The sequence below is a fragment of the Azospirillum sp. HJ39 genome (assembly GCF_041507355.1).
Classification (GTDB): Bacteria; Pseudomonadota; Alphaproteobacteria; order Azospirillales; family Azospirillaceae; genus Azospirillum; species Azospirillum thiophilum.
Genome location: NZ_CP167905.1, coordinates 1,071,612 through 1,084,639 on the forward strand (window position 1 = coordinate 1,071,612; position 13,028 = coordinate 1,084,639).

Genomic DNA, 13,028 nt, shown 5'->3' on the forward strand with positions numbered 1-13,028 from the left:
GCTACGGCGCCTGGAAGGTCAGGATGCGGCGCAGGGCGCCCGGCAGCGCCAGCAGCACATGCCCGAGCCGCGGCACCACCCGCGTGGCGAAGAACAGCAGCCCGCCGAAGAAGGTCGGGGCACCCACCCGCTTGCGGTCGAGGAAATCGTCCCAGCCGACGCTGTTGCCGAAGACGAAGCGCGCCATCTCGACGATGTCCTGGCGGTCGCGCGGGGCGAAGCCGGCGCCGACCGCCAGCTCGCCGCCCCGCATCTCGATGCGGTGGATGCGGACGCCGGTGGTGGTCGCCGCCTCCGTCTCGGTCGCGGTGATGGTCAGCACCGGCGCCGCGTCCGGCCGGGCCAGCTGCTCGCGCCAGCGCGGATCGGCCAGCAGGCCGACGCCGCCGGCCGACACGTCGGCGACCGACAGGTCGATGGCGCTGCCGTCCGCCAGCGTCAGCACGGCCGGGCGGTCGACGGTGAAGCGCTCCTGCCGGCGGACGCGCTTGCGCTCGTAGACGACGGCGAGGCCGCCCAGCGCCAGCAGCAGGCTCAGCGAGTTCCACACCGCCACCGGCAGGATGGCGGCGCGGTGTTCCGGGAAGACGGAATAGCGCCAGGCGCACATCGCCAGGCCGGCCAGCAGCAGCAGGGTGGTGACGATGAAGGGGGTGGCAAGCGGCGAGAAGCCGTCCTGCTCCACCGACTGGCCCTTGGCCGTGACCTTGAACACCGGGTCGCGCGGCCGGATCAGCGTCGCCAGCGCCGCGCGGGAAACATGGAAGGACTGGAGATACTCGTACAGCTCGGAGAACAGCGGCCAGCGCATCCGCCCGTGCAGGAACTGCGACAGGAAGGCGGCGGCGAAGACGTGCGGGATGACGAAGCAGGCGAAGTCCGGCAGGTTGATCCGGTAGATCTCCAGCCCGAACAGCGCGTAGCACAGCGGCGACAGCAGGAAGATCGGCCGCCAGAACCAGAAGAACCAGTACAGCATCGTGCTGAGATAGCACAGGCGCTGCGAGACGGTCAGCCCGCGCTTCAGCAGCGGATTCTTCAGCAGGAAGAGCTGGATCATGCCCTGGGTCCAGCGCGAGCGCTGGGCGATGAAGCTGTCGAAGGTCTCCGGCTGCAGCCCGGCGATCAGCGGGCGCGGCAGGTAGACGCTGCGCCAGCCGCGCGAATGCAGCTCAAGCGCCGTCTCGCAATCCTCCGTCACCGTGTCGCCGCTGAAGCCGCCGACCTCCTCCAGCGCCGCCCGGCGCAGGACGGCGGCGGAGCCGCAGAAGAAGGAGCCGTTCCAGCGGTCGAGCCCCGGCTGGATCGAGTAGTAGAACATCTCGTTCTCGCTCGGCATCCGCTCGAAGGTGCCGAGGTTGTATTCGACCGGATCCGGGTTGACGAAGAAATGCGGCGTCTGGACCAGGAACAGGCCGTTGTCCTGCTGGAAGAAGCCGACCGTCGCCTTCAGGATGCCCACCGTCGGCACATGGTCGGCGTCCAGGATCAGCACCAGGTCGCCCGACGTCTTCTGGAAGGCGTGGTTGATGTTGCCGGCCTTGGCATGCTCGTTGCGCGGGCGGGTCATGTAGGTGACCTGCAGCCTGTCGCACAGCGCGGTCAGCGTCTCGCGCCGCCGCAATGCCGCCGCCGCCTGCTCCGGGTCGGCATGGGCCAGCTTCTGGTCGGTGCCGCCGTCGTCCAGCAGATAGACATGCAGCTTGTCGCGCGGATAGTCGATGCAGACCGCGGCGGCCAGCGTCGTCTCCAGCAGCTCCGGCTCCTCGTTGTAGGAGGGGATGTAGACGTCGACGCTGGGCCACAGGGCGGGATCGCCGGTCGGCTCCGACGGCTCGCGGGCGATGGGATCGATGATGACGAACAGCGAGGTCAGGAACAGGACGAAGGACAGCGCCTCCGCCGCGAACAGGGTCACGCCGGGAACGAAGTTGACCAGATCGTCCACCGGCGGCAGCGTGCCGGTCAGCCGCCAGAAGAAATAGCGGAAGGTGACGAAGGCCAGCAGCAGCACGGTCAGGGTGCGGGCGTGCCAGAATCGCTGGGCGAAGCGCCCCAGCACGAAGGCGGCCACAACCACGCCGACAGAGATCGCGGCACTTGCAAGTCGCCCGACGGGCAAGGCTGCCAGCGCAAGAAACAAGCCGGCGGACAGCAACAAAAGAATCCAGAGCAGAACGGACCGCAGCGAGAAACGGCGACTGTTCGGGCTGGGCTGTCGTTTGGCGTATTGCGCCTTATTGTTCAGGGGTCGAACAACGGTCTTGGCGCCCGGCGAAGGTGTCATGCAAATCCGCGGAATGAGTCCAGTCTTACCCTAGTGGGTGCCCTCTTGTCGCTCAAGCCTCGTTACAAATCGTTACTGCCTTATGTTAAATTTTGCACAAAAGCGAGCGCGACCGGGCCGTCGTTGCGGCCGGAGCGGCCGGCCACCCACTGGCGACGACTGGGGGCGACTGTAGCGCCATGGCCCGGCCCTGGCGACTCGGGGTTACCGGCAGGTGCCGCCGCTCCGCCACAGCGGGAGATTGCACATCCCGGGGCGGGCGGGACGGGCGGCTTTTTTTGCGAGGCTGCCCTGCGCCCGGCCCCCGCCCCGCGGAGGTGACGCCGGGTGGGAATGCCGCCATGGTGGCGGACAGTTCGCCCGCCCCGCCACCGGTTGCAGCACAGGTTCCCGTCAGCGCCGATGCCCGCCTTCGCCCTTCTGTCCGACGCCTTCGCCGTGCTGGCCCCCGTGTTCGTGGTGGCGGCGCTGGGATATGGCTGGACCCGCGCCAGCCTCCCCTATGACAGCGCCTTCATCACCACCTTCGCGATCAACGTGTCGTCGCCCTGCCTCGTCTTCTCCGCGCTGACCCGGCTGCACCTGTCGGCCGGAGCCATGGGCGAGATGGCGCTCGCGGCGACCGCCTGCATGGGGCTGACCGCGCTGGCGTCGGTGCCGGTCCTGCGGGCGGCGGGGCTGCCGCTGCGGGTCTATGTGCCGGCGATGGCCTTCCCGAATGCTGGCAACCTCGGGTTGCCTGTCTGCCTGTTCGCCTTCGGCGAGAGCGGCCTCAGCCTTGCCGTGCTGTTCTATGCCGTCATGTCGGTCGGGCAGTTCACGCTCGGCCCGGCGCTGGCCGCCGGGCGCTTCGACCTGGGGCAGATGGTGCGCACCCCGACGATCTATGCGGTGGGGCTGGCGGTGGCGGTCCAGCTGGCCGATGTGCCGCTGCCGGTGTGGATCGGCAACACCACCACGCTGCTCGGCAACTGCGCGGTGCCGCTGATGCTGTTCTCGCTGGGGGTGGCGCTGTCGAAGCTGCGCCTGTCGGGGGCGGTGCGGGCGCTGTCGATGTCGGCCTTCCGGCTGGGGGTGGGCTTCGCCATGGGGCTGCTGGTCGCCTGGGCGATGGGGCTGACCGGGGCGGCCCGCGGCGTGGTGCTGGTGCAGAGCTCGATGCCGGTCGCCGTCTTCAACTATCTGTGGGCGCTGCGTTACGACAATGCGCCGGAGGATGTGGCGGGCATGGTGCTGGGATCCACCGCCATGGCCTTCGTCGGGCTGCCGGTGCTGCTGATGGTGGTGATGCAATAGACGGAGGGGTTCGATGACGCATAGGGAACACCGCTATGCCGTGCGGCTCGACTGGACCGGCAATCTCGGCAGCGGCACCTCGTCCTACCGGGGCTACAGCCGCGACCACAGGCTGGGCGCGGGGGACAAGCCGGCGATCCCCGGCTCGGCCGATCCCGCCTTCCGCGGCGATCCGGCGCGCTGGAACCCGGAGGAGCTGCTGGTCGCCGCGCTGTCCTCCTGCCACCAGCTCTGGTACCTGCATCTCTGTGCCGCCGCCGGGATCGTCGTCACCGCCTATGCCGACGAGGCCGAGGGGGTGATGGTCGAGGAATCGAGCGGCGCCGGCCAGTTCAGCGCCGTCGTCCTCCGCCCGCGGGTGACGCTGGCGCCGGGAGCGGGGGCGGCGGACATGGAGAAGGCGCTGGCCCTGCACCATGAGGCGGCGGAAAAGTGCTTCATCGCCCGCTCGGTCAATTTCCCGGTGCGGCACGAGCCGGCGGTCGGGGTCGAGGTCGAGGTTTCGGCCGGCTAGGCAGGCTTGCCCGGACCGGCAGCCGGTGGGTACGACGCTCGGCCATGGATGGCGGAACTTCCGGGTTGCGCGGCTGCATGGGCTGCCTCATGGCTCCCCCTGCTGCGGGAGCGTCGGGTAGGGCCAGCCTTGCGACAGGAAGTAGGCGCCGACCCGACTGTCTATCGCCTGCAGGGTCTGGTCGACCTCGACGGCAAGGCCGTCCTTCTGCAGCGCTTTGAGCCCTTCGCCCACCAGCGCGGGAATGCCATAGCCACCACCCGGCATGCTCCCGGTCGTGGAGTGTGTCGCGAAGTCGAGCAGAGGCGCGTCGCGCGCCGCCGGATCGGCCAAGGTCACGCCGACCTGCAACACGGTCTTGCCGGCACCATAGCCGACGAACACGCGAAGTGCTTTGCTGCCACTGCGGAGAGCCAGAATGCGGCACCGCAGGATCAGGTCCGGAGGCTGCCCGGCCGGCACCACGGCAAGGCGATGGGAGGCAAGGAGCTTCGGGATGCGCTCCGAGAGCGCAGCGGACACGGTGCGCAGGTCGGCGGCTTGGCGTGCGCGGCGAGACGGCTTCTCCGGCGGCAGGCTTTCGTCCTCGATGACCACCCCGATGCTTCTCGGGGGAAGCGAAGACAGGGTCGGCGGCCGGCTCGCAACCTCGTGCACGGTGGTGCCGGCACATCCCGCAATCGACAGGGCGGCAGCGATGACGAGCAGCCGGGCCGCGCGTGCGGACCCCGGACGGAACAAAGACATGGCGACCTCCTGCAATGCCTTGCCTTTATGCCGGAACCAACTAAGGTGCGCGTCTTGCAACAGGTCAAGTTTTGATGGTTTTGGGCCAATGGCAGCGATCTGGCCGGGAGCCGATGCCCCTGCCCTCGACGGGCTCGACGGCGCCGCGCTGCGCAGCGCGGCGACCGGCGGGGACGATCATTTCGCCCGTGGCGCCCATCGCCATCCGCATGGTGAGTTCTTCCTGCTTCGGTCGGGATATATGAGATCGCAGTCGCCGACCGGCCGTTGGCTCATCCCCGCCGGCCACCTGTGCTGGGTGCCTCCCTTCACCGACCATGCCGGCGACACCGCCAATACCGACGGCGTCCGGCTCTATCTCGCGCCCGAGTTCTGCCAGGGCTTTCCCGATGAGCCCGCGGTGATGCGCTGCACCCCCCTGGTCGGCGCCCTGGTCGAGCGGCTGGCTGCCGCTCGGCTGCATCCGGTAATCTCCGGCGCAACCGGACGACTGCTCGCTGTCCTGCAAGACGAGTTGATCGAGGCCAGGGGCGGGCTCATGATGCTCCCGATGCCGCAGGACAGTCGCCTGCGCGGTGCGGTGGAAACGTGGATGGACCGGCCGGACGAGCAGGTCGGGCTCGATGAGATCGCTGCCGCCGCGGGCATGTCGCGCCGAAGCCTCACCCGCAAGTTCAGGCTCGACACCGGGTTGCCGGTGGGCGAGTGGCTCCAGATCGCCAAGCTGATGCACGGCATCGACCTGCTTGCGGCGGGCAGGTCGGTAACGGATACCGCCTTCATGCTCGGCTATGACAGCATCAGCAGCTTCGTGGCGCTGTGCCAGCGCCACACGGGGATGAGTCCGAAGGTGCTGGCCCGTACCCTGACCGCCGGCAAATAGCGCGGTCCTCGTCGCCCGCCATCGCCCTCGCCCTCGTCACGCCGGGCCGGGCCGGGCCGTGCGCCCCGTCTCATACCGGCGCCGGCGCGATCCGATAGGCGCAGCGCCGCTTGTCGTCCAGGATATGCTCGATGCGCCGGACCGGAACATCGTCCCCGAGCACCCGCTGGAAAACGTCCAGTTCCGCACGGCAAAAGCCCTGATCGGTGGCGGCGGCGGCGCAGATCGGGCAATGGTTCTCGACGAGGAGCAGCGTACCGTCCGCCTCCTCCCACCAGTCGGCCATATAGCCTTCCCGGCTTCGGATCGCCGCCATGCCCGCCACGCGGTCCTTCACGGCAGTCGCATCCCTCAACTCCGCCATGTAATGCGCCGCGGCGTCGTCCCGGCGCGCCGTGATCAGCGCATCGAGCGCCTCCTGCCCCAGCGTCTCGCCGATGGCGCGGATCAGCTGCACCGCCAACTCGGCATGGGCATCGGGAAAGCGCGCGTGGCCGGCCTGCGTCAGATGCCAGACCTGGGCCGGCCGGCCCACCCCGCGCGACCGGGCACGGGCCTCGACCAGGCCCTCGGCCGCGAGCCTGCCCAACTGCTGGCGCGCGTTCTCCGCCGTCGTTCCAAGCGCCTGCCCCAATTCCGCCGTGGTCTGGGGACCGTGCGTCTTCAGGACGGTCAACAGCCTGTCGGTCGCAGCCGTCGAGGATGAGGCGCAATTTTCCAAGCCATGACTTGACATATTACCCGCCACCGAATAAACCAAGTTTGTCCTTGGAATTTTAGCCGCTCCGCCATGCCGATGCAATGGCTCGTTGCAATGGCCGGGCGGCCTTGGCGAAGGAGGAAACGATGACCGCTGCGTTCGTTCTGCCCGACCTGCCCTATGCCCCGGATGCGCTCGGGCCGGCGATGTCGCTGGAAACCATGACGCTCCATCACGGCAAGCACCACGCCGCCTATGTCGCCAAGCTCAACGAGCTGGTTCCCGGATCGGCTTTCGCCGGGTTGCCGCTCGAAGAGGTCGTCCGGCGGTCCTTTGCCGATCCGCAGGCCCAGGCCATCTTCAACAATGCCGGCCAGCACTGGAATCACATCCATTTCTGGAGTTGGATGAAGCCGGGCGGCGGCGGGGCGGTTCCCGGCGCGCTGGAGCGCCGCCTCGTCGACAGCTTCGGTTCCGTCGATGCGTTCAGGAGCGGGTTCGTCAAGGAGGGGGTCGCACAGTTCGGCTCCGGCTGGGTCTGGCTCACCGAGGAAGCGGACGGGCGGCTGGCCCTGATGCGCACCCCGAACGGGGAGAACCCGCTGGCGCACGGCCGGCACGCGCTGCTGGGCTGCGACGTCTGGGAGCATGCCTATTACGTCGACTACCGCAACCGCCGTCCCGACTATCTCGCGGCGTTCCTGGAGCAGCTGGTGGATTGGGAAGCCGTGGCCGCGCGCCTGGGACAGGCTCCCGGCGCATCCGTCACGGCGTGATCGTCCCGGCGGCGTTCGGCGGTCATGAGCCGGACGCCGCGCCCACGTGCTTGACGGTTGGTTGGTTGACGGTCGGGGCCGGGGCCGTGGAACGCATGGCACCGGCTTTTCCCGGACCAGTCCGGGTTGGGCCGTTACGGAAGCGTCGACCCGGTTTTCAATTGCGTTTTCGCCGTCTTCGCCCAGCGGCCGGACACCCCGGCCATGGTGGAAAAAGACGGTGGCTGACCTTCGAGCATGGGAGGCTGACGGTCTGGCTTCCGCTATAGGTGCGTTCGAATGCCTGAATGATAACGATTATCATTTGCATGTCAAGCACCATTCGCCGACGCCCGGCTGGAGTTGCGAGCGTTCAAGAGGAAACGCTCGCAACTCCAGCCTTATGTCTGGCGATCGGATTCACGCTTCAAATCGATGGCGATTCTACGCGATCCGATCTAGCCGAGCAGCCGCTCGAACAGGTCGTCGCCGCCCATCTGGCCGCCCTTCAGCATCAACTCCAGCCCATCGACCGCCGGGTCGTCGGCATGGGTGCGGCTGACGGTGACGCCGGGCGCCAGGGTGCAGCGGTAGGACAGCCCCCAGCAGCCGAGCGCCCGCACCGCGAGGCTGGAGGTGTCGCCGCCGGCGATGCCGATCCGGCGCAGCGGCACCCCCCGCAGCGCCACGGCCCGCAGCACCGCGACGACGAACGCCGCGGTGGCGGCGGCGACCCGGCCGGCGCGCGCGGTATCGGCGGTGCCGGGCTCGGCGGGAGCGGTCCAGACCAGGGTGTGGCGGCCGGCGCAGAGCGCGGCGGCGACCTCGTTCAGCAGGGAGGCGGCATAGCCGGGATCGTCGCACAGCGCCGCGGCGTCGGCCCGGATGCGGGTGTAGGAGCCGGCAGCCTCGACCTGCCGGCGCGTCACCGGCGACAGGCTGCCGGCCATCAGGAAGACCGGCGACGCGGCGGGGACGAGCGGCGGCTCATTCTGGACGGTGGCGGAAGACGCCTCGTCCCAATGGGCGGCCAGCGCCTGGGCGACGCTGCTCGGCCCGACCGCCAGCAGGGGGCTGCGGCGGGCATGGCTCCAGATCAGCCGCCCGACCGTGGCGAGGTCGGCGGTGTGCGCCACGTCCAGCAGGACCGCCGGCGGCGCCCCGTCCAAAATCCGTTCCAGCCGGGCGTCGAGGCCGGCGGCGTCGAGGTCGTAGTCGGGATAATGCAGCGCCGCCACGCCCCCCAGCCCCTGCGCCGCGAGATGGCGGCGCAGGTCGGCCTCGGCCATCGGGGTGACGGGGTGGACGCTCATGGTCGGGTGGCGGTCGATGCGGTGGACCGTACCGCCGGTGCCGGCGGCGGCGAACAGGGTGCTGAACAGGCAGTAGCGGCCGATGTTCGGCTGTCCGCCCACCACAGGGCGGAAGCGGTTGGGGAAATGGGGCGTCAGCGTGCGCAGCGCCTCGCCGATGCTGCCGACCGCGGGCGCGCTGTCGAAGGTGGAACAGCATTTGTAATGCATCACCGGCACGCCCAGCGCCGCGAAGAAGCGGCCGACCGGCTCCAACTCCGCCCGCATGGCGTCGGGCGCCATGCTGCGCGCCGCCCCGGCGATGCCGACCGCATCGAGCGGGCCGGCATCGCCCAACCGGGCGACGTCCGGAACGTCGAGGAACAGCAGCGCCCGCCGGCCCGCCTTCGCCAGCGCGGCCAGCGTGTCGGTCGCGCCGGTGAAGTCGTCGCCGTACCAGCCGAGCTTCGGGATCGCCGCCATCGCCCTCAGCCCTTCTTTCCGAAGAAATCCAGGGCGTGGCGCAGCTCCGGCTGCTCCGCGGCGGCATCCTCCAGCCCGCGGCCGGCGCGCACCGCGTCCCAGGCCTGGCGGATGCTGCGCACCCCGGCGGCCGGGCCGTCGGGATGGGCCATGATGCCGCCGCCGGACATGAACAGCAGGTCGGCCGTCCCCACCGCCTCCCAGGTGACAGGCACCGTGCCGGCCCATTGCCCCGACGAGAAGGCGGGCATGACGGCATCGGACGGGCCCGCCGCATCGGTCGCCAGCGGCGCGAGGCAGGCGCGGGCCCCGTCGATCACCTCGGCGTCGGGCTGGGCGAACTTGCCGTCCAGCCCATGCACATGCATGTGGTCGACGCCGGCCAGACGCCACAGCGCCTGATAGGCGTCGAAGCCGATGCCGAGCAGCGGATGGCGCGACAGGGCGCCGAAGCCGTTGCGGTGGCCGTGCAGCACCAGCCCGCTGTGCCGGCGCAGCGTCTGCACCGCCGAATGGCCGCACCAGTTCAGGCTGACCATGATGCAGGACCCGCCCTCGCGCTCCACCAGATCGGCATGGCGGCGCATGGCGTCGGTCTCGTCGGTGATGTTGAAGGCGACCATCACATGCTTGCCGGTGCGGTCCTGGTGGCGGCGCACCCGGTCCATCACCGCGGGGATGCGCCGGGCCAGCGGCGCATGCACCGGATCGGCGCAGATCTCGTCGTCCTTGATGAAGTCGAGCCCGGCGGCGCACAGGGTGCCGACCAGATCGCCGGTCTCCTCGGCCGACAGCCCGACATTGGGCTTGAGGATCGAGCCGACCAGCGGCCCGTCGGCCACCCCGGTCAGCCGCCGGGTGCCGGCGATGCCGTGGACCGGACGGTCGAAGCGGTCGCGGTAGGCCTGCGGCAGCCGCAGGCTCTCCAGCCGCAGGCCGGTCACCTCGCCCAGGTCGTAGAGGTTGCCGGAGACGGTGGCGGCCAGCGTCGGCAGGTTGGCGCCGATGTTGCCGGTCGGGAAGGAAATGGTGACGCGCGCCCGCTGCCACGGGCCGGAATTGCGCTGGCGCTCCAGCCAGCTGTTGGGCAGGGCCGGCGTTTCGGCGACGTCGAGCTTCTCCACCGATTCCACGATGGCGCGGGCGCGGGCGCGCAGGTCGTCGGTCTCGCCATGGACGCGGGTGAAGGTGCCGCAGGACTGCTCGCCCGCCATCACCTCCGCCACCTTGGCCGGGGCGAGGGGGGTTTCGATCAGGTATGTCGCTTCGATGCGGTCGGCGTGCATGGGGGTGGCCTTGTGATGGCGTGAGTTGCTGAGCTGGTTGCCCCCTCCCCATCCCTCCCCCGCTCTCAGCGGACCTTCGGTCCGCCTGTCGCGTCAGCACAAAGCATGGCTTTGTGCGAGAGCTTCGCGGGAGAGGGGGTAGGACGCTTGGTGGCGCGACGTGAATGTCGAAGCGGCGGCAGTCCCCTCTCCCACCGCAGGTGGGGGAGGGTCAGGGAGGGGGCAAAGCGCCCCTTACAGCTTGCTCAGGTCCGGAAAGGGCCGCACCGGGTCGCTGCCGTCCCAGCCCATCGACGCCTCGCGGATCAGGTCGAACATCCTGCCCTTCGGGCCGGCGACCTCCGACAGCTCGATCACCGTGCCGGGATGGTATTCGGTGTCGAAATAGATGAAGCGGCCCTTCTCGCCGACCTCGCCGCTCATCACCGGCTTGAAGCCCTGGCCGAGCAGCCGGTCGAGGTCGGCGTCGTAATCCTCGGTCCAGTAGGCGACATGCTGCAGCCCGGTGTTCCCGGCCTGGAGGAAGTCGCGGTACATCGACGGCGCGTCGTTGCGGGTCTGGATCAGCTCCATCTGCAGCGGGCCGGAATTGGCCAGCGCCACCGAGTTGTGAACCTCGTAGCTCTCGCCGCGGTAGCTGTAGTTCCGGATCGGAACCCGCTCGTTATAGAACCAGGGACCGATGCCGAGCGTGCGGCTCCAATAGTCCATGGCGGCCTCGATGTCGCGCACGACGTAGCCAGCCTGACGGATCTGGCCGAAGAATCGGCTCATTGAAAGAACTCCGGATATGAAGGGGACTTGAGGAAACCGGCGGCTCTCAGCGGGCGCTAGAACCGAGCCCGCCTTCAGCGGGCGAGGAAACCGGTCGAAATCCAGGGGATGGCGGCGACGATCACCAGCCCGACCAGCAGGGCGCCGACATAGCCCCAGATGTGCTTCAGGCCCTCGTCGGGATTGACCTTGCTGATGGCGCAGGCGCCGTAATAGCCGACGCCGAAGGGCGGGGCGAACAGGCCGATGCCCATGGCGAAGATGACGACCATCGCGTAATGCACCTCGTGCACCCCGGCGGCGCGGGCGATGGGGAACAGCAGCGGGCCGAACAGCACGATGGCGGGGATGCCCTCCAGCACGCTGCCCAGGATGATGAAGGCGACGATGGAGATGGCGAGGAAGCCGTAGGCGCCGCCGGGGATGCCGGCCATGAAGGCCGCCAGGTCGGACGAGAAGCCGGACTGGGTCAGGCCCCAGGCCATCGAGGTGGCGCAGCCGACGATGAAGATGATCGCCCCGGTCAGCGATGCCGTCTCGATCAGCATCGGCTTCAGCCGGCGCCAGTCGAACTGGCGGTAGATCAGCAGCCCGACGATTGCGGAATAGGCGATGCCGATGGTCGACACCTCGGTCGCCGTCGCGATGCCTTCGACCACCGCGGCGCGGATGACGAAGGGCAGGGCGATGGCGGGCAGCGCCACCATGGCGAGCCGTCCGATCTCGCGGCCGGGGGTGCGCTCGACATGGCTCAGATCCTCGTTGCGGTAGCGGCGCCAGACGACGAAACACAGGCAGGCGCCGAGCACCACGCCGGGCAGCATGCCGCCGGTGAAGAGTGCCGCGATGGAGACGCCGGTGACGGAACCGATGGTGATCAGCACGATGCTGGGCGGGATGGTCTCGGTCTGGGCGCCGGTCGCCGACAAGAGCGCCACCAGATCGCCCGGAGGGGCGCCGCGCTTCTTCATCTCCGGGAACAGCACCGGGGCGATGGCCGCCATGTCGGCGATCTTCGAGCCGGAAATGCCGGAGACGAGGTACATCGCGCCGATCAGCACATAGGACAGGCCGCCGCGGACATGGCCGAGCAGGCTGGCGAGGAACTGGATCATGGCGCGGGCCATGCCGGTCATCTCGATCAGGAGACCGAGGAAGACGAACAGCGGCACCGCCAGCAGGATCAGGTGGCTCATCCCCTCGTCCAGCCGGCCGACCATCACCAGCAGCGGCGTGGAGGTTGTCAGCGCCAGATAGGAGAAGGTGGCGAGCGCGAAGGAGAAGGCGATCGGCACCCCGGCGAAGACGTTGGCGGCGACCAGCCCGACGAAGAAGATGACGAGGTTGAGCTGCCCCAGCGGCTTCAGCACCGGCCCGGCGACCCAGAAGCCGGCCACGATGACGCCGGTCACCAGCGCCGCCGCCAGCACGGTGCGCGGCCGGGCGACCCGCAGCAGCCGGAACAGCGCCGCCACCAGCATCAGCCCGAGCCCGACCGGCAGGGCGGAGGCCCGCCAGGCATTGGAGACCTCCATCGCCGGGGTGGTGATGAACTGCTCCTCAACCGCGTAGTCGACGGCGTGGTAGAGCACCAGCACCAGGAAGGCGATGGGCGCGGTGATGGCGATGCATTCCAAAAGGCTGCGCGCCTGGGGGCCGACGCGGCTGACGAGGCCGGTCATCCGCATATGCTCGCCCCGGCGCAGCGCCACCACCGCCCCGAGCATCGACAGCCAGAGGAACAGGATCGACGCCAGCTCGTCCGACCAGACCAGCGGGGTGTGGAACAGGTAGCGGGCGGCGACGCCCGCCAGCAGGACGACGATCTCGACCAGCACCAGAAGGCCCGCCACGACCTCCACCCCGACGGACAGGCCGTGGTCGATCTTGCGGAACAACGAAGCGGCACCGCCGGCGGCCCCCTCGGCGGACGCGCCGCCGGGCGCCTCCGCATAGCCGTGGACCGGTTCGGACAGGTGGGACATGGCGGGGGATTCCTTCATGCGACGGG

General features: G+C 69.4%; 11 protein-coding genes. 4 read left to right on the plus strand and 7 right to left on the minus strand.

Going from position 1 to position 13,028, the window contains the following annotated elements:
- Position 1 precedes the first annotated feature (1 nt).
- A complete protein-coding gene (gene bcsA, locus ABMY26_RS05185) occupies positions 2-2,287 on the minus strand; it encodes a UDP-forming cellulose synthase catalytic subunit (protein WP_372394420.1) in 2,286 nt (761 codons plus the stop codon).
- A gap of 402 nt (positions 2,288-2,689) precedes the next feature.
- Here bcsA and ABMY26_RS05190 point away from each other — a divergent pair, with 402 nt between their 5' ends.
- Positions 2,690-3,583, plus strand: a complete 894-nt coding sequence (locus tag ABMY26_RS05190; protein ID WP_372394421.1) for an AEC family transporter — start codon at positions 2,690-2,692, stop codon at positions 3,581-3,583.
- A 13-nt stretch (positions 3,584-3,596) separates the two neighbouring features.
- Positions 3,597-4,097 carry an OsmC family protein gene (locus ABMY26_RS05195; RefSeq protein ID WP_372394422.1) on the plus strand — a complete coding sequence of 167 codons (501 nt, stop codon included), beginning with the start codon at positions 3,597-3,599 and terminating at the stop codon, positions 4,095-4,097.
- An 87-nt stretch (positions 4,098-4,184) separates the two neighbouring features.
- Here the strand turns inward: ABMY26_RS05195 and ABMY26_RS05200 are convergent, their stop codons facing one another.
- Entirely contained in the window at positions 4,185-4,844 is a 660-nt protein-coding gene (locus tag ABMY26_RS05200) for a DUF4410 domain-containing protein (RefSeq protein WP_372394423.1), read from the minus strand.
- An 88-nt stretch (positions 4,845-4,932) separates the two neighbouring features.
- Between ABMY26_RS05200 and ABMY26_RS05205 the strand changes: the two genes are divergently transcribed.
- Complete coding sequence (locus tag ABMY26_RS05205) at positions 4,933-5,727, plus strand: AraC family transcriptional regulator (protein ID WP_045586153.1); 795 nt, start codon at positions 4,933-4,935, stop codon at positions 5,725-5,727.
- A gap of 70 nt (positions 5,728-5,797) precedes the next feature.
- On the opposite strand, the gene ABMY26_RS05210 is transcribed toward ABMY26_RS05205, so the two are convergent.
- The gene (locus ABMY26_RS05210; protein ID WP_372394424.1) at positions 5,798-6,403 is read right to left on the minus strand and encodes a helix-turn-helix transcriptional regulator; all 606 of its coding nucleotides are present in this window, start codon (positions 6,401-6,403) and stop codon (positions 5,798-5,800) included.
- A gap of 170 nt (positions 6,404-6,573) precedes the next feature.
- On the opposite strand from ABMY26_RS05210, the gene ABMY26_RS05215 reads away from it, so the two are divergent.
- A complete protein-coding gene (locus ABMY26_RS05215) occupies positions 6,574-7,203 on the plus strand; it encodes a superoxide dismutase (protein WP_372394425.1) in 630 nt (209 codons plus the stop codon).
- Positions 7,204-7,640: 437 nt separating this feature from the next.
- On the opposite strand, the gene ABMY26_RS05220 is transcribed toward ABMY26_RS05215, so the two are convergent.
- The 4 genes from ABMY26_RS05220 to ABMY26_RS05235 all read right to left on the minus strand — a co-directional run bounded on the left by ABMY26_RS05220 (position 7,641) and on the right by ABMY26_RS05235 (position 13,002).
- Positions 7,641-8,957, minus strand: coding sequence for a four-carbon acid sugar kinase family protein (locus ABMY26_RS05220; protein WP_372394426.1), 1,317 nt, complete (start codon positions 8,955-8,957; stop codon positions 7,641-7,643).
- Between the two features lie 5 nt (positions 8,958-8,962).
- Complete coding sequence (locus ABMY26_RS05225; protein WP_372394427.1) at positions 8,963-10,243, minus strand: ribulose-bisphosphate carboxylase large subunit family protein; 1,281 nt, start codon at positions 10,241-10,243, stop codon at positions 8,963-8,965.
- A 234-nt stretch (positions 10,244-10,477) separates the two neighbouring features.
- Positions 10,478-11,017: a VOC family protein gene (locus tag ABMY26_RS05230; protein ID WP_372394428.1), complete on the minus strand. Its 540-nt coding sequence runs from the start codon at positions 11,015-11,017 to the stop codon at positions 10,478-10,480.
- Positions 11,018-11,091: 74 nt separating this feature from the next.
- Entirely contained in the window at positions 11,092-13,002 is a 1,911-nt protein-coding gene (locus tag ABMY26_RS05235) for a TRAP transporter large permease subunit (RefSeq protein ID WP_372394429.1), read from the minus strand.
- Between the last annotated feature and the right edge of the window lie 26 nt (positions 13,003-13,028).